21 protein-coding genes are annotated in these 17002 nt (G+C 66.6%); 9 read left to right on the top strand and 12 right to left on the bottom strand.

The genetic code is table 11. From position 1 onward, the window contains the following. Window position 1 precedes the first annotated feature (1 nt). The gene (locus NNX38_RS08060; protein ID WP_255797524.1) at window positions 2-724 is read left to right on the top strand and encodes an SDR family oxidoreductase; all 723 of its coding nucleotides are present in this window, start codon (window positions 2-4) and stop codon (window positions 722-724) included. Here NNX38_RS08060 and NNX38_RS08055 read toward each other — a convergent pair. Together NNX38_RS08055 and NNX38_RS08050 are read right to left on the bottom strand one after the other, a co-directional pair. Then, entirely contained in the window at window positions 697-1431 is a 735-nt protein-coding gene (locus tag NNX38_RS08055) for an NAD(P)-binding domain-containing protein (RefSeq protein WP_255797523.1), read from the bottom strand. The two genes, NNX38_RS08060 and NNX38_RS08055, sit on opposite strands and share 28 nt — an antisense overlap. A 4-nt stretch (window positions 1432-1435) precedes the next feature. After that, window positions 1436-2308 (bottom strand): helix-turn-helix domain-containing protein, encoded by an 873-nt coding sequence (locus NNX38_RS08050; RefSeq protein WP_255797522.1) that lies wholly within the window; start codon window positions 2306-2308, stop codon window positions 1436-1438. A 150-nt stretch (window positions 2309-2458) separates the two neighbouring features. Here NNX38_RS08050 and NNX38_RS08045 point away from each other — a divergent pair, with 150 nt between their 5' ends. From NNX38_RS08045 to NNX38_RS08035, 3 genes are all read left to right on the top strand, one after another. Beyond that, window positions 2459-3142: an SDR family NAD(P)-dependent oxidoreductase gene (locus tag NNX38_RS08045; protein ID WP_255797521.1), complete on the top strand. Its 684-nt coding sequence runs from the start codon at window positions 2459-2461 to the stop codon at window positions 3140-3142. A 16-nt stretch (window positions 3143-3158) separates the two neighbouring features. Next, the gene (locus NNX38_RS08040; protein WP_255797520.1) at window positions 3159-4382 is read left to right on the top strand and encodes an MFS transporter; all 1224 of its coding nucleotides are present in this window, start codon (window positions 3159-3161) and stop codon (window positions 4380-4382) included. A 296-nt stretch (window positions 4383-4678) separates the two neighbouring features. Continuing rightward, window positions 4679-5191: a PaaI family thioesterase gene (locus tag NNX38_RS08035; protein ID WP_255797519.1), complete on the top strand. Its 513-nt coding sequence runs from the start codon at window positions 4679-4681 to the stop codon at window positions 5189-5191. Here NNX38_RS08035 and NNX38_RS08030 read toward each other — a convergent pair. From NNX38_RS08030 to NNX38_RS08020, 3 genes are all read right to left on the bottom strand, one after another. Next, the gene (locus tag NNX38_RS08030; protein WP_255797518.1) at window positions 5147-5446 is read right to left on the bottom strand and encodes a hypothetical protein; all 300 of its coding nucleotides are present in this window, start codon (window positions 5444-5446) and stop codon (window positions 5147-5149) included. The two genes, NNX38_RS08035 and NNX38_RS08030, sit on opposite strands and share 45 nt — an antisense overlap. Before the next feature lie 80 nt (window positions 5447-5526). Continuing rightward, on the bottom strand, window positions 5527-5676 hold the full coding sequence (locus NNX38_RS08025) for a hypothetical protein (RefSeq protein ID WP_255797517.1): 150 nt from the start codon (window positions 5674-5676) through the stop codon (window positions 5527-5529). A 369-nt stretch (window positions 5677-6045) separates the two neighbouring features. After that, window positions 6046-6852 carry a PIG-L deacetylase family protein gene (locus NNX38_RS08020; protein WP_255797516.1) on the bottom strand — a complete coding sequence of 269 codons (807 nt, stop codon included), beginning with the start codon at window positions 6850-6852 and terminating at the stop codon, window positions 6046-6048. Window positions 6853-6969: 117 nt separating this feature from the next. On the opposite strand from NNX38_RS08020, the gene NNX38_RS08015 reads away from it, so the two are divergent. Both NNX38_RS08015 and NNX38_RS08010 read left to right on the top strand, forming a co-directional pair. Further along, the gene (locus tag NNX38_RS08015; RefSeq protein ID WP_255797515.1) at window positions 6970-7512 is read left to right on the top strand and encodes a hypothetical protein; all 543 of its coding nucleotides are present in this window, start codon (window positions 6970-6972) and stop codon (window positions 7510-7512) included. A gap of 55 nt (window positions 7513-7567) precedes the next feature. Beyond that, window positions 7568-8992 carry a lipase maturation factor family protein gene (locus NNX38_RS08010; RefSeq protein WP_255797514.1) on the top strand — a complete coding sequence of 475 codons (1425 nt, stop codon included), beginning with the start codon at window positions 7568-7570 and terminating at the stop codon, window positions 8990-8992. A 13-nt stretch (window positions 8993-9005) separates the two neighbouring features. Here the strand turns inward: NNX38_RS08010 and NNX38_RS08005 are convergent, their stop codons facing one another. The 3 genes from NNX38_RS08005 to NNX38_RS07995 form a co-directional block, all read right to left on the bottom strand. Further along, on the bottom strand, window positions 9006-9779 hold the full coding sequence (locus NNX38_RS08005; RefSeq protein WP_255797513.1) for a winged helix-turn-helix domain-containing protein: 774 nt from the start codon (window positions 9777-9779) through the stop codon (window positions 9006-9008). A gap of 100 nt (window positions 9780-9879) precedes the next feature. Next, window positions 9880-10620 carry a lipoate--protein ligase family protein gene (locus tag NNX38_RS08000; RefSeq protein WP_255797512.1) on the bottom strand — a complete coding sequence of 247 codons (741 nt, stop codon included), beginning with the start codon at window positions 10618-10620 and terminating at the stop codon, window positions 9880-9882. Window positions 10621-10623: 3 nt separating this feature from the next. Further along, the gene (locus tag NNX38_RS07995) at window positions 10624-11409 is read right to left on the bottom strand and encodes a thioesterase family protein (protein WP_255797511.1); all 786 of its coding nucleotides are present in this window, start codon (window positions 11407-11409) and stop codon (window positions 10624-10626) included. 98 nt (window positions 11410-11507) lie between these two features. On the opposite strand from NNX38_RS07995, the gene NNX38_RS07990 reads away from it, so the two are divergent. After that, window positions 11508-12482 carry an aldo/keto reductase gene (locus tag NNX38_RS07990; protein WP_255797510.1) on the top strand — a complete coding sequence of 325 codons (975 nt, stop codon included), beginning with the start codon at window positions 11508-11510 and terminating at the stop codon, window positions 12480-12482. A 21-nt stretch (window positions 12483-12503) separates the two neighbouring features. On the opposite strand, the gene NNX38_RS07985 is transcribed toward NNX38_RS07990, so the two are convergent. Continuing rightward, window positions 12504-13208 (bottom strand): SOS response-associated peptidase, encoded by a 705-nt coding sequence (locus NNX38_RS07985; protein ID WP_227921180.1) that lies wholly within the window; start codon window positions 13206-13208, stop codon window positions 12504-12506. A gap of 97 nt (window positions 13209-13305) precedes the next feature. On the opposite strand from NNX38_RS07985, the gene NNX38_RS07980 reads away from it, so the two are divergent. Further along, window positions 13306-13635 carry a hypothetical protein gene (locus NNX38_RS07980; protein WP_229951722.1) on the top strand — a complete coding sequence of 110 codons (330 nt, stop codon included), beginning with the start codon at window positions 13306-13308 and terminating at the stop codon, window positions 13633-13635. Between the two features lie 2 nt (window positions 13636-13637). Here NNX38_RS07980 and NNX38_RS07975 read toward each other — a convergent pair whose 3' ends face one another. From NNX38_RS07975 to NNX38_RS07965, 3 genes are read right to left on the bottom strand one after another with little or no spacing between them, the layout of a single operon-like run. Then, window positions 13638-14507 (bottom strand): NmrA/HSCARG family protein, encoded by an 870-nt coding sequence (locus NNX38_RS07975; protein ID WP_255797509.1) that lies wholly within the window; start codon window positions 14505-14507, stop codon window positions 13638-13640. 46 nt (window positions 14508-14553) lie between these two features. Beyond that, window positions 14554-14895 (bottom strand): hypothetical protein, encoded by a 342-nt coding sequence (locus NNX38_RS07970; protein ID WP_255797508.1) that lies wholly within the window; start codon window positions 14893-14895, stop codon window positions 14554-14556. A gap of 26 nt (window positions 14896-14921) precedes the next feature. Next, entirely contained in the window at window positions 14922-15767 is an 846-nt protein-coding gene (locus NNX38_RS07965; protein ID WP_255797507.1) for an aldo/keto reductase, read from the bottom strand. Window positions 15768-15881: 114 nt separating this feature from the next. On the opposite strand from NNX38_RS07965, the gene NNX38_RS07960 reads away from it, so the two are divergent. Beyond that, complete coding sequence (locus tag NNX38_RS07960; protein WP_255797506.1) at window positions 15882-16889, top strand: NAD-dependent epimerase/dehydratase family protein; 1008 nt, start codon at window positions 15882-15884, stop codon at window positions 16887-16889. Window positions 16890-17002 lie beyond the last annotated feature (113 nt).

Below are 17002 nucleotides of genomic sequence, written 5' to 3'. Positions count from 1 at the left end.
TATGAATGAGACAGTTGCACTGGTAACCGGAGCGAACAGGGGCCTGGGACGGGAGTTCGTGATCCAGCTGGTTGAGCGGGGTGCACGGAAGATCTACGCGACAACCCGTCAGCCCGGAAAGGTCAGCCTCCTTGAGCAGCTCGGAGCACCCGGCCAGGTTGAGGCGCTCGTAGTGGACATCACCGATCCGGCCACCGTTGAGGCGGCGGCCGCCGCGGCGACGGATGTGAATCTGCTGATCAACAATGCGGGCATTGCCACGGCCACGAATCTGCTGACTGGGGACCTCGGCCGTATCCGGGCAGAAATGGACACCCATTTCTGGGGCACCCTGGCAATGACACGGGCCTTCGCGCCGATCCTCGGTTCCAACGGCGGCGGCGCGATCATGAATGTCATGTCCCTGCTGTCCTTCCGCTCGTATCCGGGAAACGGTGCCTACGCTGCCGCGAAGGGCGCCGAGTGGCAGCTCACCAACAGCACGCGCCTGGAGCTTGCCGGCCAGGGCACGCATGTGATGGGCGTGCACCTCTCTTCCACCGATACCGACATGATGAAGGGCTGGGACATTCCCAAGAACGACCCCAGCGTGATCATCTCGGATGTGCTGGATGCCCTGCTGAAGGGGCCGCACGAGTTTCTGGATGCAGACACGCAAGCCGTCAAGGACCAGCTGAGCCTGCCTCCCGAAGCTCTTTACGCAGGCATGGGCCCCTTCGCCTGAGCCGCTGCCGGGGTTGAGGTGACGGACCGTTGAGCGCGCTGCAGATTGCGGATGAGTTCCTCGCGGCTTTGTCCATCGACGTGGTGGCGCCACATCGGCGTACCGGGGCTGCTGCGCCAGGATTCGCTCAGGGGGCTGTTATCAACTGCGTCGAAACCTAGATCGTCATAGAACCGGGTAACCAGTTCGACGGCCTCCGGATAGTCGCTGGAGACGACCAGCGCTTTACGGTCTGGGGCTCCGGCCGGTCGCGCCAGCCGCATGATGGCCGGCAGCGCGTCGCTGGGGACACGGAGGTGGAAGCGCTCATGGAACTGGACGTGGTTGAACGCCTTGACGACCTTCGAGGCGGGCAGCTGTTCCTGACGTAACTCATGGACTGTCTTGAGCCCGGAGTCGACGTCGGGGAAGTTCCCGTCGCGCCAGACCATGTAATTGTTGTTGTCGATCACGACCTTTCCTGCGAGTTCCTGCACCGGCAGCCGGTCACCGGGCGCGTACGGGAACGCGGTGACGGCGAAGTCGGCTGCAGCCGCGGCCTCTGCCGCGTAGGCGGCGCGCGCCCGCCGTCCCAGGTCATTGACCAGCCGCCGCAAGGTTTCGGGTCCCCGCGAATTCGCGATAACGACGTCGTAGCCCGCCGCCGTTGCCACCCGGGCAAGCGTTGCTCCGGCCTGGCCTGCGCCGAGGATGCCGATAGTAGTCACGGTATTACTCCCTGGTCAGTCTGGCGCCGGTTTGCGGATGATCCTGACTCGTGTTCGTCGAGAAGGCCGCGGAGGCAAGGAGTGCAAGTTTCTCGGCATTGTCCGAGCCGGCGTCGGGGTGGTAAATGACGAGCATCAGTCCGTCCGCTCCGTTGATGCCCAGCCGCTCCCGGTTGAGAGTCATTTCCCCGACCTGCGGATGGTTGAGCCGCATCGGTGTGCCTCTCTGGGCCCGCACTTCATGCCGTGCCCACATCCGGCGGAAGTAGGGGCTCGCCAGCGAAAGCTCTCCGACAAGTTCAATGAAACGGGGATTATCGACATCCTTGCCCACGGACTGCCGAAGGTTCGCAATGAAGCACTCCGTCACCACTTCCCACTCCGGATAAAGGGCCTGCTCTGCCGGGTCGAGGAACATGTCCCTCAGCTGGTTCCCCCCGAGATCAAGACGCGGCGAGAGCGCTTTCGCCAGGCTGTTCGCGGCCAGGATATCGAAGTACCGCCCCTCGATGAAGGCGGGCTGGGCGAGCGAATCCAGCAGCTTGAGTGCACCAGCGGGAGCGGTTTCCTTGGACGGCCGGCGAACGCGCTGCCGGGGAACGTCCGCGACCAGCGTGAGCAGGTACGCGAGGTGGTCGTCGTCAAGTTGGAGCACGCGGGCGATGGACTCGAGGACCTGCACGGACGGGTGCCGGTCCCGTCCACGCTCCAACCGCAGGTAGTAATCGGCGCTGATGCCGGCGAGCATGGCCACTTCCTCGCGCCGCAGTCCGGGCACGCGCCGCACACCTATGTCCGGGATGCCGGCCTGCTTCGGTGTTACCAGCTCGCGCCTGGCCCGCAGGTAGTCGCCAAGGGCGTTCGATGTCTTACTCATGGGAGCCAGCCTAGGACCTGGCAGGGCAGGAGGGACAGCGGCAGAGGGGGTCCTGCCACTCCCCCGGCTGGACAGGGCTCTGGCCGGTGGAAGCAGGCATTCGTAGCGTTGCAGTGGTTCAGCTGGAGCTGGCCTACCGAGAGGACAAAAATGACCGTCACACTAATCACCGGGGCGAACAAGGGCATCGGATTCGAGACTGCCAGGCAACTGCTGGAGTTGGGGCATGTCGTTTACATAGGTGCCCGTGATGCCGAGCGGGGTGAGAAAGCCGCAGCAGGGCTGGGCGCTCGATTCGTGCAGCTCGATGTAACGAATGACGCCTCAGTCACCAGCGCACTGGCGAGCATTGATGCCGCCGAGGGGCGGCTCGATGTCCTGGTGCACAACGCAGGCGTCCTGGAGACGGAGATGGACGGCCCTTCCGCCCTCCGGGCCTTCGATACCAATGCCGTAGGTATTGTCCGCGTCACGCAGGCGGCGCTCCCCCTGCTGCGCAAATCCGCCAACGCCCATGTAGTCACCATCTCGAGCAGCGCCGGGTCCTTCTGGGCGGTAACCAACCCCGATCGACCCGAGTTCGACCTGCCGCTTGCCCTCTACTCGGCGTCGAAGACGGCGGCGACCATGCTCACCGTGCAGTACGCCAAATCCCACCCCGGCATCAAGTTCAACGCGCTCGAACCCGGCACCACTGCCACGGATATGACGGCCCGCTTCGGTATCGGGAGGTCACCGGAAGAAAGCGCACGAGTCGTTGTACACCTCGCCACCCACGGCTCGGAGGGCCCAACCGGAACCCTCCGGGACGAAAACGGCGTGCTGCACTTCTAGTAGAAGGGTCAACACAATGACCGCCACCCCTGCACACATCGCCAAAGCAGACAAGACAGCCTCCTGGGGCGGTGTCGTCTCGCTCGGCCTTGGAATCTTCGCGATTGTTATGTCTGAGTTCCTGCCCGCGAGTCTCCTTCCGCGTATCGCCGGATCCCTGGACGTATCAGTCGGTGCTGCAGGACAAAGCGTGACAATGACGGCCGTCGCTGCTGTTTTCTCGGCCCTCTTTATCGCAGTGGTCCTCCCCCGCACCGATCGCCGGCGGGTCATGATCAGCCTTACCGCCTTGGCCATCCTCTCCAACGTCCTCGTTGCCCTGGCACCCGGCCTTTTCGTTCTTCTGTCCGCGCGGCTCCTGCTCGGTGTTGCCCTTGGCGGCTTCTGGGCAATGGCCACCGCCATGGCCGCTCACTTGGTGCCCGCCGACCATCTCGGCCGTGCGCTGACCGTCATCAACGCCGGTGTAGCGGTTGCAACCATCGTTGCCGTACCTCTCGGCGCCTGGCTCGGTGAGATCTGGGGATGGCGGGCCGTCTTCTTCATCGCCGCTATCGTCGCCGCTCTGGCCCTGCTCGTGCAGGCGGCCACGCTGCCGGCCGTCAGGCCTACAGGAGTGCGCGGGCTTCGCGCCCTCGGATCGACCCTTCGCTCCGGAGTGGTCGTAGTGGGATTGGTTGCGGTCCTGCTGGTCTTCGGCGGCCACTTCGGCGGATTCACGTATATCCGCCCGGCGGCAGAAACCGTGTCCGGAATCGATGCCGGTGGTCTGGCCGTGCTGCTGCTCGTGTTCGGAGCCGCCAGCGTCCTGGGCACTCTTCTCAGCGGCCCCCTGGCCGACCGTGCGCTTCGGGCCGCCGTGTTCCTCTTCCCTGCGGTATTGGGACTCGGAATGCTCGTTATGCTCCTCGCCGGCGAATCAATCACAGGCCTTTTCACCGGCGCCGCACTCTGGGGTTTTGGTTTCGGCGGAATCCCGACCGCAGTGCTCAGCTGGGGTGCCAGGACTGTACCGACACGCCTTGAGCAGATCGGCGGGCTTATCGTGACGGTCTGCAATATCGCGATCGCCGTCGGAGCGAGCGTCGGCGGAGTCCTCGTCGACGGCGCCGGGGCGACCTACGCTCTGACCGTAGGCGGAATTGCGGCGATTGTCGGCGCTTTGATACTGACGGGTCTTCCCCGTACAAAACGACAGTGGTCTCAACCGGTCAACGCACCGCGGTCAAACCAATTCTAGTGACGGGGCTGCGGCATGGCCGCGGACCAGGCAGTGCCGGGCCAGTTGCCGAAGGTGATAGCTGGTGGCTCACCTCGATTCCCCCACCCGTTTTCCCATGCTGCTCGCTGTCTGGGGACAGCTGCACCCGGAGCGGGTGGGCGAGGGCCTTGAGAACGGGCCGTCGAGGACGCGGTCGCCCGCGTTGGTCGGCTGCCGTGCGGGGCTGGGATCTGCGGTCATGGACCAGCATGACAGAATGGCCTGCATTACTGTGTCTATGAGTCCCAGCACTCACCAGCCCTGAAGGAGCTCCGATGCCCGCTTCCGAAATGCGTTCGAAAACGCTCGAATACTCCCCTGCAGAGCGGGACGTCGCACGCATATTCTCGCGGACCGGACTCGAGCACTTGCAGGCGCTTGCCGCCGGCGAGGTTCCCGCCCCGCCGATCAGCAGCCACGTGGGGCTGCGCCTCGTCAGCGTGAGCGAGGGGGATGTGGTGATGACGGCGGAACCGGACGAATCGCACTACAACCCGATCGGGTCCGTCCACGGCGGCTTTTTCGCCACCATCCTGGACTCCGCCTGCGGCTGCGCCGTGCACTCCACGCTGCCGGCCGGCGCCGGCTACACCAGCCTCGAACTCAAAGTGTCCTTCCTGCGGCCCGCCACCGCGAACACGGGCACCGTCACCGCCCACGGATGGGTGACCAAGGCCGGGCGCAACGCAGCGTTTGTCGAAGCGGACCTGCGCGACGCCGCCGGCCGGGTTCTCGCTACCGCGTCAAGCACCTGCCTGGTGGTGGGTCCCGAGCCGTCGGGAAGTTGAGCCGGCGGTGAGGGAGACGGTGACGACGACGGCGCAAAGCAGCACCGATGTCAGCAGCAAGACCAGATAGGCCACCGTTACCAGCACCGCGACCGGTGCCGTTTCCCAGACCGCGGAAAGCGGCATCGAACTCAGGCTGTCCGCTACGCCGAAGTTCCTGTTGATGAACGGCCCCAGAACGAGCAGGACCGCCGCTGCGGCACCAAACCTTGTGCCACGCCTCAGTGCGATCTTCGCTGGTGCTCCACGGGACATGTCACTCCTAGGTTCATTCCTGCCGTAGCCCCGAATATGCGCGAGGCCTGCGGCAGCATCAACACTTGGCTTGGGGCTCGCTACAGCAGCACGCCGCCGGAAACCTCGATGCGCTCCCCCGTTGCCCAGCGGAACTCGGTGGACACCACGGCAGCGATCGCGTCGGCGATGTCCTCCGGCTCGGGTTCCTCCTCAAGAGTGCAGAGCCGGAATTCCTGCCTCGCCGCCATCCGCACGATCCACAAAGGGCAATCCGTCGTTGCTGCCGACTGAGATTGGCATCCATCGATCGGGGCGATTCACCATATCTGCCTTGAGCTTGTCTTCTTCCACCGTCTGTTCGTGAAAAAGCTGCACCGGCTTGGCATCAGCAATCCATTCAGCAGTGTCCCGCTCGTTCCACCCGCCGCAGGGCAGGTCCGTCGGCAATATTATGAGGAACAGCGCGTTGCATATGAAGAGGGCTACCGAGGCGTACTCGGGATGGCTTATTCCTGCCTAAGGGGGTAGGAGTCCACAGCAACTCACCGTCACCCGGCGGGCAGACATGCTGGCGTTCCAAGGGCCGCGCAACTCGGCATCCGGAACGTCGACGCCGTCTAGTCCAACCCCTCGAAAACATCACCCAGTACGGCTGCCCCGGGCTGCCGCGGCGGCCAGGCAATGACCAGGGGCTCCACTGAGACGGAACGGGCCCAGCCGGCATCCTCTTCCGAATCCGGGGGCACCCCCGGGGAAACCACGTGCCGCTGGGTCCGATGCTCCATCAGCCCCGCCACGATCCGGTGCGCCACGCTGCCGACGTCCACCTCCATGCCGATCAGGTCGTCCGGAACCGGACGTACGTCATACACCCTGCCCTCATCCCAGGGTTCCAGTCCGTGCCGGACCCGGCTGCGGTTCCACCGTTCCCAGGTGGAGCGGCGGACACCGCCGTGCAGCAGGCGCTGCAGCCCCGGACCGCCGTCGGCCCGAAGGCCCGTGAACGCTGCATCGGTGGCCGCACCGACTGCGATGTGGTCCGGGTGCCCGGTGATTCCGTCGGGGCCGAAGGTGGCGACGACGTCGGGCCGCTCCTGCGCCAGGATGTCGCCGATCCGCTCCACCAGTTCATCGAAGGGAACCTGCGCCACTGCACCGTCGTCGTAGTCCAGCCACTCGTGGCGGTCCGGCGGCCTGCCGTGCGCCGTCCATGCGGCTTCCATTTCCCGCCGCCGGATCCGCCCCAGCGGTTCGTTGACCGGCGGATAGGACGGATCAATCTGCCCGGCGCCGCCGTCGGTCGCGTGGACCAGGACGAAGCGGAACTCCGGATCGTCTTCGTGCAGCGCCACTGTTCCCGCCAGCCCGTACGCGTCGTCGTCGGGATGGGCGACGACGAGGGCAAGGACACGCGATCCGGTCATTTCCGGCACCTCCCGCGGCAGAGGGTTCTGCCACCGTTCCAGCGTAGGACGAGGGGCAGGCAAGAGGAACCTGCTGCTCTTTCGGGTATTTTCCGGCGGCATTCGTTACGGTGTGGCATGAGCGATAACCGGGAACAACTGCTGGACCTTTCCGTAGACCCGGAAGGAAGCGAGGAACGATTCAGCCAGGTACGGAGGTGGTTCCGCAGCACCGGCTGGAGCATGGCCGACCCTACGGTCTACGACCCCTACTACGACAAGCACCCCGCCGACGCCTTCGGACCGCGCACCTTGGCGGCATCCGCAGACGCCAACGGAAGCTACAGCTTCGTCGCCGGACGGGACTACTACTTTGCCGGTGAGGGTACCGGGGGTCCCGTTTGCACGCGCTGCACTTTCCAGTTTCCGCTCGAGCTGATTGTTCCGCTGGTCAGTGAATGGTACGACGGCGGCCCCGAGCCCCGGCTTGCCTGTCCCGACTGCTCATGGGCGGGACTATTCGGTGACTGGGACCTGGGGAGTTGCATGGCCATGGCGTCCTTCGCGGTCATCATTGATACCGGCACCGGCGGGTATTCACCCGAACTCGTTACGACCCTGCTCGAAGCCCTCCGTACAGACCTCGGGGGACGCTGGGTGTACATCAATAAGTACATTTAAGCCGGCGCCTGTAACGGGCGGCGCCGGCCCGCCGCTGGAGCTAGGCTGACATGCCATGGAGTGGTTCAGCGCCGAAGGATACGAATTCGCCCGCCAGGTGCTGCAGCGCGGCATCGCCGCCGTGTACCTGATCGCGTTCCTCTCCGCGGCCGCCCAGTTCCCGGCGCTGCTCGGCGAAAACGGCCTGCTCCCGGCCCCGCAGTTCCTGGCCCGGATCAAGGGCAGGGGAATTCCCACCCTCTTCCACTGGCACTATTCGGACCGGTTCCTGCTCGCCGTGGCGTGGGCAGGCGCCGTCGTCTCCGCGCTGCTGGTGGCGGGAGTGCCGCAGTCCGGGCCGTGGTGGCTGCCGATGGCAGCTTTCCTGTTTATCTGGGGGCTGTACCTGTCCGTGGTGAACATCGGGCAGACGTTCTACGGGTTCGGCTGGGAATCGCTGCTGCTGGAGGCGGGCTTCCTGGCCGCGTTCCTGGGCTCCGACGACGTCGCGGTTCCGGTCGCGGTGCTGTGGGCCTTCCGCTGGCTGGTGTTCCGGCTCGAATTCGGTGCGGGCCTGATCAAGATGCGCGGCGACAAGGTGTGGAGGGATCTCACCGCCCTGTACTACCACCACGAAACCCAGCCGATGCCGAACCCGGCCAGCTGGTTCTTCCACCATCTGCCAAAGCCGCTGCACCGGATGGAGGTGCTGGGCAACCACTTCGCCCAGCTGGTGGTGCCGTTCTTCCTGTTCTTCCCGCAGCCGGTGGCTTCGATTGCCGCGGCGGTGGTGATCTTTACCCAGTTCTGGCTCGTCCTTTCGGGGAACTTCGCCTGGCTGAACGTGCTGACCATCCTGCTCGCGTGCACGGCCCTGAGCGATTCGGCCGTGCAGGCGGTGCTTCCGGGAGTGCAGTTCGCCGCACCGGATCCGGAGGCAACCCCGGCGGCGTTCGCCGTCGTCGTCGGCGCCGTAACCCTGGCGGTGCTGTACTGGGCGTGGGAACCGCTGAAGAACCTGGTCCGCCGCGACCAGCTGATGAATGCCAGCTTCAACCGCTGGCACCTTTCCAATGCCTACGGTGCGTTCGGCAGCATTACGCGGCGGCGGGACGAGGTGGTCATCGAGGGCACCAACGATCCGCCGGGGCCGGACGCCCGCTGGCTGGAGTACGAGTTCAAGGGCAAGCCCGGGGACCCGCGCCGGATGCCGCGCCAGTTTGCGCCCTACCACCTGCGCCTGGACTGGCTGATGTGGTTCCTGGGCCTGGGTGCCGCCGGTGCCTGGTTCCCGGTGCTGCTGCGGAAGCTGCTCGCCGCCGACCGGCGGACCCTGCGCCTGCTGCGCAGGGACCCGTTCGACGGCGAGCCGCCCCGCTGGATCCGTGCCCGGGTCTACCGCTACCGCTACTCCACGCCGGCGGAACTGCGCCGCGAACGGGTCTGGTGGGTGCGGGAGCCCCGCGGGTTCCTGGTGGACCCCGTTGAGGGTCCGGGCTAACGCCGGGCCGGTCCTAGGCGGTTGCCTTGGTGACTACGTTGTGCGTGGCGTGGTCATACAGGAAAGTCAGCGGACCGCCGGTATGCCACAGCTCGATATTGCCGCCGTCGCGGTGTGCGTCGAACCCGTAGTTTTCGTCCCACGAACCGTTCAGTGCCACCTTGTAGGTGTACGTGCCTTCGGGCAGGTCCACCGTGAGCTTCCACAGTTCGTCGTGGCGGTCGAACGCGAACTGCGCGCCGGCCGGATTCCAGTCCTCGGTGCCGAGCGCCGCGCCGAAATCGCCCGCGAGGGCCACGGACTCCGGCTGCGGGAAGGACGGCTCCGGGATGCCGGTCTCCGGGTGCGAGCCGTGCTGTTCGGCCGGAGCGGAAGGGACGGCGACGGCGTCGCGCAGGACCTCTTCCACTACTTCCTCTGCCGGCGAAGCGGTTTCTGCCGCTGCCACCGGCTTCCCGCTGAGGGCGGCCGACAGGTGCGCCGGCTCCGGGAAGTCCTTCAGGGCCCGGCGGCCCTCGTTGGTGATGCTCCAGCCGGAGCGGGCTTCCTTGAGGATCCAGCCCGCCTTGACGAGTTTGGTGGTGGCGTTCACCAAGGCACGCTCGCCGCGCGTGGTGCCGCTGGCCAGGGCCTCCGCTTCGCGTCCTTCGAGCGGCACACGGTCCAGGGCGGCACCGAGTACCTTTGCCCTGCTGACCTTGCCGGTAGCTGACGGGTCCTCTGCTGCGAGGATCTCCAGGACCGCCTGCAGCCGCAGCGCAGTGTTTTCAACGGTGTCTGAGCCCAATGGAATTCCTTTGTTACGAATGTTGATAGCCGCTCCGGTTAAGCCGGCTCACCGCCATCAACACTATCCCCGGCAGCCGCCGGGACGAAGCGACGCGGCCCTAGTGTTGCGCAACTCTCCCCCGCAGTGCGGTGAAGTCCCCGTCAACGAGGGGTGCGTAGCCGGCGTAGGCGGCCAGGACGGCGTCCTGCACCTGGACCATATCCAGTCCCGGTGCGAGGTCCCGGGCGGCTCCGGCGGTGCGCGGGTCCCAGCTCAGCCCGAGCTCGGCATAGCAGTCGGTCAAGACCCGGCGGAGCGGGAGGGCGTTGTCCACCACCAGCACTGAGGAAAACAGCCAGCCGCCGGCAATCACCCGTTGGGCGGTGCCCACCAGTTTGATCCGCTCCCCGCCGGGAGCCTCGCCGGAGACGGTGAATTCCCCGGGGCAGTACTCCCCCGGGATTTCGCCTACATTGGCGGTCAGTCCGGCCTTGCGGAACGCGCCGGCCAGCAGCTCGCCGAAATCAGCGAACCGGCGTCTCGAGCCGGCGAGCGCGTCGGTGTCCGGCTCCACATGATCCAGGATCAGGCAGCCCTCGTGGTAGGCGGCGGCCCGGCCGCCGGCCTTTCGGACCAGCGGCTCGAAACCTTGCCGGCGGCAGGCAGCCTGTGCCGCGGCGAAGCCGGGCAGCTTGGCGTCGCGCTGCCCCAGGGCGACCGTGGGGCGGGGACGGTAAATCCGCAGGGCCGGGCCGAGCCCGCCGCTGCGGACGGCGTCGAGCATGGCGAGCGCAAAGTCGAGGTCGGCGGCGGCGCCCAGGGATTCCTCCTGCCGGAACACTTCCAAGGCGGAGGGCACCGCCTACGCTCCGCCGAGCGGCCGGACGGTCAGGATCTGCTCGCTGCGCCCAAACGGTCCCTGCAGGTCATGCAGGACCGTCGAAGTCAGGCCGATGCCGTCGGCACCGAAGGTTACCTGGGTGTCCAGGCCCAGCCATTCCCCCCGGGGTTCGCGGTGCAGGTGCAGCTGCAGGTCCACGTTCGGGAACATGTAGCTGTCACCGCCCGGGGGCACGCGGGTGGAAATACCGTTGGCGGTGTCTGCCATGCCCACGAGGCGGACCAGGTCCGACGTCGGCGTGCCTTCCACCATTTCGTGCGGGGTGCGCAGCCACGCCCGGCCGCGGCCCGGACGCAGCCCCGGCAGCGCCCGTTTCTCCAGGGATTCAATAAACGCCCCGGGCCACTCGGTCATGCCTTCATGGGTGCCCGCCTCTGCCGGGCCGGGCATGGCATCGTCTTCCACGGCGGCCACCTCGGCCGTCGAGCCGCGGGCAAGGCGCCAGGCGGTGGCGCGAACGGCGGTGCGGCCCTCAACCACCATCTCGGCCTGCACCAGTTCAATGGTCCGTCCGGGGCGCAGGACGGAGGTTTTCACCTCGAAGGCGGTGCGCGGGATCAACCCGAAAATGTCGTAGCTGATCCGGGCCATGCGCAGCTCGGGGCGTGGACGGAACTGCTCCAGGCAGTGGGCCAGCAGGCCGGAAATGGGAGCCATGTGCTGCTCCTGCGGGTTCCAGGCCCCCTGGGTGTGGATGGTTGCCTCATAGGCGTCGTTGCCCAGCGAGCGGTAATACGATTCAGCCACGTGCTTGCTTCTCCCTGCCGTTCCGGAATTGGCTTTCAGGCTACCCCAGCACCGTCCGACGGCTGGCCCCGCAACGTAACGGGGAGCACACTGGCCGGATGGAATATACGCATCTCGGCCGCTCCGGCCTGTCCGTGTCCCGCCTGTGCCTGGGCACCATGAACTTCGGACCCAAAACCGACGAGGCGGACGCCCACGCCATCATGGACTCCGCCCGGGATACCGGCATCAACTTCTTCGATACCGCCAACGTCTACGGCTGGGGTGAGCGTAAGGGCTGGACCGAGCAGATCATCGGACGCTGGTTCGCCAAAGGCGGCGGGCGGCGCGAGGACACCGTCCTCGCCACCAAGCTCTACGGCTCCATGAGCGAACGCCCCAATGACACCTACCTCTCGGCCTTGAACATCCGGCGCGCCCTGGACGCCAGCCTGAAGCGGCTGCAGACCGATTACATCGACCTCTACCAGTTCCACCACGTTGACCGGAACACGCCGTGGGAGGAGATCTGGCAGGCCATGGAGGTGGCGGTGGTGCAGGGCAAGATCATTTACAACGGCAGCAGCAACTTCGCCGGCTGGCACATTGCCCGGGCGCAGGAAAACGCCAGCCGGCGGAACTTTGCAGGGCTGGTGAGCGAGCAGAGTATTTACAACCTGATCAACCGGTCCGTGGAACTGGAAGTCCTTCCCGCGGCGCAGCAGTACGGGCTCGGAATCCTACCGTGGTCCCCTCTGCAGGGCGGCCTGCTCGGCGGGATCCTGGCGAAGGAGGCCGACGGCGGCGGGCGGCGTGCCGAGGGCAGGGTGCGGAACCTGCTGGAGAAACACGAGGAGCAGATCCGGCAGTACGAGGCACTGGCCGCGGAACTGGACATCCTGCCCGGCGTCCTGGCACTGGCCTGGCTGCTGCACCAGCCAGCGGTGACGGCGCCGCTGGTGGGCCCGCGCACCCAAGAGCAGCTGGACGAGGCACTCCTCGCCCTGGACGTCACCCTGGATGCACGGACGCTGGCCCGGCTGGACGGGATCTTCCCCGGGCACTCACCGGCGCCGGAGGACTACGCCTGGTAATCCACCGGGGTTCACCAGGTGTCAGGCGCTCGCAGGCTCGATCAGTTCCGGCCCGTTGTTGCGCACCGAGTTGACCTCGCGGGACACCACCCGCGGGGTCAGCGTGGGTTCGGGCACGGCGTCCAGCAGCTGGGCGACGTCTGCCCCGTCCGTCAGCTTCGGGTCCAGCCAGTCAGTGTAGAGGTCCGGCGGAATGATCAGCGGGGTGCGGTCGTGGATGTGGCCGAGCGCGTCCGTGGCTTTCGTGGTGATGATGGTGACGCTCAGCAGCCACTTGTGTTCGTGGTCCTCCGGCAGCGCCGGGTCCGGCCAGAACTCATACAGGCCTGCGAACGCCAGCGGGTCCTGTTTGCCGGAGTACAGGTAGGTGGGGATCTTGCCGTCCGCGGACTTTTCCCACTCGTAGTAACCGTCGGCCGGCACCAGGGCACGGCGCTTCACGGCCGCCTTGCGGAACGCCGGTTTCTCCAGGATGGTTTCCCGCCGGGCGTTGATCATCCGGGATCCGATCTTGGGGTCCTTGGCCCAGACGGGAACCAGCCCCCATTTAGCCGTCGCCAGCCGCCGCACCGGTGCTTCATTGGAGAACCGCTCGGTGACGATCCGCACATCATCCGTGGGGGCAACGTTCCAGGACGGGAGCACGTCCGGTCCCACCGTTTGCTCGACGGCGAACGCCGAGACCAGATCCGACGTCGCCCTTGCCATTACGTACCGTCCGCACATGGCACCTATTGTGCACCATGGACCTGCCGCCGGCATGAGCATGGCAGGGACCCGGCCCGGTTACCCGCTTTCGAACATATGTTCTATTTTTAAGAGTATGAACCAGGACGCCGCCGAGCGGCTGGCGGCCCGCTATGCACGGCGGGCCGAGCCGATCAGCCTTACCCCGGAAGAGCTGGACTTCGAGCACAATCCGGTCACCACGTCGGTGCCCGGGGTGCCCGTCTGGGCCTGGATCCGGTTCCCCGGCGCTGCCGAGCGTGTGAAGGGCGAAGCCTGCAGCTGGTCGTCCCGGGCGGTACAGGTGCTCTGGGAGGACGCCGGACTGCGCCGGGCCACCTGGGTCTGGGCCTCGGCCGTCACCCGCCGGACCAACAACTCACGCAAGGAAACCCTGGGTGACCGCACGGCCCGGGACGCCGGGTGAGGTCAGCCCGCCGTCCATCCCGAGACTTTGATCCAACCGGGCAGATCCAGCGGGGCATCCCCCAGCAGGGCGCGGGTTGCCTCGAAGTCGCCCTGGTAGGCGGAAGTTTGCCCGAACCAGCGGAACATCGCCGCCAGATCCCCCTGGGACTCGACCACCTCCAGCGGCAGCGCCTCATAACGGGCCGGCAGCCCGGCGGCCTCACCGAAAGCTGCTGCGATCTGCGAGCCGGTGAGCTCATCCCCCGCGATTTCGACGGCGCCGCCCTCCACATCGGTGCCGCCGGCCAGGATCGCAGCCGCAGCCCGGCCGACGTCGTGCACGGCGACCATCTGCAGCGGGATGTTGTCCGGCAGCGGCATCCGCACCACCACTTCACCGTCCTCCGTGCTGACGCCGAAGCCTTGAAAGTTATCAGTGAAGAACACGGGGCGCAGGAACGTGGCGTGCAGGCCCAGGGCCTCGATGTGCTCCTCGACGCGGCGCTTGCTTTCAAAGTGGGGCACCCCCGACTGCCGTTCGGCTCCGCCGACGGAGCTGTAGAGAAGATGCGGCAAACCCGTCCGCCGGGCCGCGTCCGCGAGCGCCACGCCGTTGGCGGTTTCCTGTTCCGTTCCGCCGGGCCCGGCCATGGTGGCCATCGCGTAGGCGGCGTCCGCTCCCTTGAGGAACGCATCGAGGCTGTCCGGGTCCGTCAGGTCTCCCGGAACCAGTTCGACGCCGCGGTCCGCGAGCGACGCAGCGCGGCTGCCGGAGGGGTCCCGGACCAGTGCGCGGACCTTCGCGCCGCGCTCAAGCAGCGCGGTCACGACGGCGCTGCCCTGATGCCCGGTGGCACCGACAACGGCTATCAAGGGGGATGGATCATTCACGGCATTCTCCTGTCACAGGTGGAGCGAGTGAAAGCTCATTGCCGTGCTAACCCGGAAGGCTGCGGACATATTCCAGCGCCTCGCGGGTGAGTGCCGTCCATTGGAGTGCCGTGGCCCCCGGGTCCGCGGCGGACGGCACCTCGACCCATTCCCGCATGGTGCGCTTACCCATGGTGACCGGCCCTGCGGCACCTGCAGCAATGAGCTCCTGGGCGCGGGCTTTCGGCAGCTTCACGATCAGGTAGTCGCCGGAACCGAGGAAGGCCACGATCTTAGATCTGGTACGCAGCCCCGGGCTGCGGAACATGGTGCCCACGGTCAATGGACCGTCCTGCAGTTCGTCGCCGATGGCGTACAGGAGATCCAGTGCTTCCTGAGACGGCCGCATCTACCCTCCCTGGACTGTCCGGCAGGTCAGAACTGGCTGAAGTCCGCCGTCGCCGGATCGGCACCGATCCGGCGTCCGCCCTCCAGCCCGTCCAGGAGGTCCAGTTCCTCCTGCGTCAGTTCCAGACCGACGGCGGCCAGGTTCTCCCGCATCCGCCCCGAGTCGGACGATTTGGGAATGACGATCCTTCCCGAACCCAGGTGCCAAGCCAGCACCACCTGCGCTGCCGTGGCTGCGTACTTCTCTGCGAGCGCCGCCACTTCCGGCCCGCCCAGTTCCCTGCCCTGCCCCAACGGACTGTAGGCCTCGACGGCGATGCCGCGGGAAATGGTGTCGGCCGCGAGCGCCGCCTGCTGGAACCCGGGATGCAGTTCGATCTGGTTCACGGCCGGCAGGACCTGGCTCTGCTCGTACAGGGCATCCAAATGGTCGGCGAGGAAGTTGGAGACCCCGATGGCGCGCATATAGCCGTCCCGGTACAGGGCCTCGAGTTCCTTCCAGGCCTGCACGAACATCCCCTGCGAGGGCACCGGCCAATGGATCAGGTAGAGGTCGACGACGTCGAGGTTCAGCGCTCGCCGGCTGTCCAGGAACGCGGCCCGCGCCCTCCCCTGGTCTCCGTTGCGCAGCTTGGTGGTCACGAAGATCTCGGACCGGGGAATGCCGGATGCGGCGATGGCCGCTCCCACTCCGGCCTCGTTGCCATACGCGGCAGCGGTGTCGATATGACGGTATCCGGCAGCCAGGGCGTCCTCCACCACTTCCTGCGCCCGGTCAGCCGGGACCTGGAAGACGCCGAACCCCAATTGCGGAATCCGTACGGAGTTGCCGAGCGTCAGTTCCGGAACAACGGTGCGGGGACTCTCTGTCATGGCGGTGCCTTTCCTGCCGTGCGGTCATCTAGGCTGGGTGCAGTTCGGAGCCGGGCACCTCCACCTAAGCCCGGCTCCTTCCCCCAGTCAAGGACACCCGTAAGGAAACCCGCAATGACGCATCCCGCGGCTCTTGATCTGCTTTTCATCGGCGGCACCGGCGTGATCAGTGCCGCCGCCGTCGCGCACGCTGCCAGCCTCGGGCATCGGGTGACAGTGCTGAACCGGGGCGTGTCTGCGCTGCGTCCGGCGCCGGCCGGCGTCGAGGTCCTGTCCGCCGATGTCCGGGATACGGGTGCCGTTCGGGGCGCCCTGGGCAGCCGGACGTTCGACGCCGTGGCGGACTTCCTGTCCTTCACCGCCGAGCATGTGGCAGCGGCGGTGGAACTGTACCGCGGCCGAACCGGGCAGTATGTGTTCATCAGCTCGGCCTCGGCGTACCAGAAGCCGCCCGCACGGCTGCCGGTGCGGGAGTCGACGCCGCTGCGCAACCCGTTCTGGCAGTACTCCCGGGACAAGATCGCCGGGGAGGACATCCTGGTGCAGGCCTACCGGAGCGAGGGCTTTCCGGGGACGGTCGTGCGCCCGTCGCATACCTATGACGCCACAATGGTCCCCCTGTCCGGGCACTGGACGGACATCCACCGGATGCGCGCCGGGCTGCCGGTAGTGGTGCACGGTGACGGCACGTCCTTGTGGACGCTGACGCACAGCCGGGATTTCGCGAAGGCCTTCGTAGGCCTCCTGGGCCGGCCCGCCGCCGTCGGCGAAAGCTACACCATCACATCCGACGAGTTCCTGCCCTGGGACGCCGTTTACCGTTCCCTGGCGGCTGCCGCCGGTGTCCCCGACCCACTCCTGGTCCACGTGCCATCGGAGACCATCGCAGCGCTCGATCCGGGGCGGGGCCCCGGCCTGCTGGGCGACAAGAGCCATTCGGTCATCTTCGACAACAGCAAGATCAAGTCCCTGGTGCCGGATTACCAGGCGGTGATTCCGTTTTCCGAAGGTGCCCGCGAAATCATCCAGTGGCACGATGCCCATCCTCAGGAACAGGTCCTGGACACAGCCTGGATGGAAGCCAGCGACCGGCTCGCGCGCTGGGCACGGGCAGGCGCCTAAGCAAGTCCGTCCGGGCGCGGGCGGGTCTGGGGCTTCTGTTACTGGCGGCTGTTAGAGTGCAGGCAGCAGGTATATCCGGATGATTGCGGCGATCGCTGCCGGAGTTGAAGCTG

Source organism: Arthrobacter sp. zg-Y238, from assembly GCF_024385525.1.
In the GTDB taxonomy this organism is placed as follows: domain Bacteria; phylum Actinomycetota; class Actinomycetes; order Actinomycetales; family Micrococcaceae; genus Arthrobacter_B; species Arthrobacter_B jinronghuae.
Note: the sequence above shows the minus strand (reverse complement) of the source record. Positions and strands in the feature narration are given on the sequence as shown.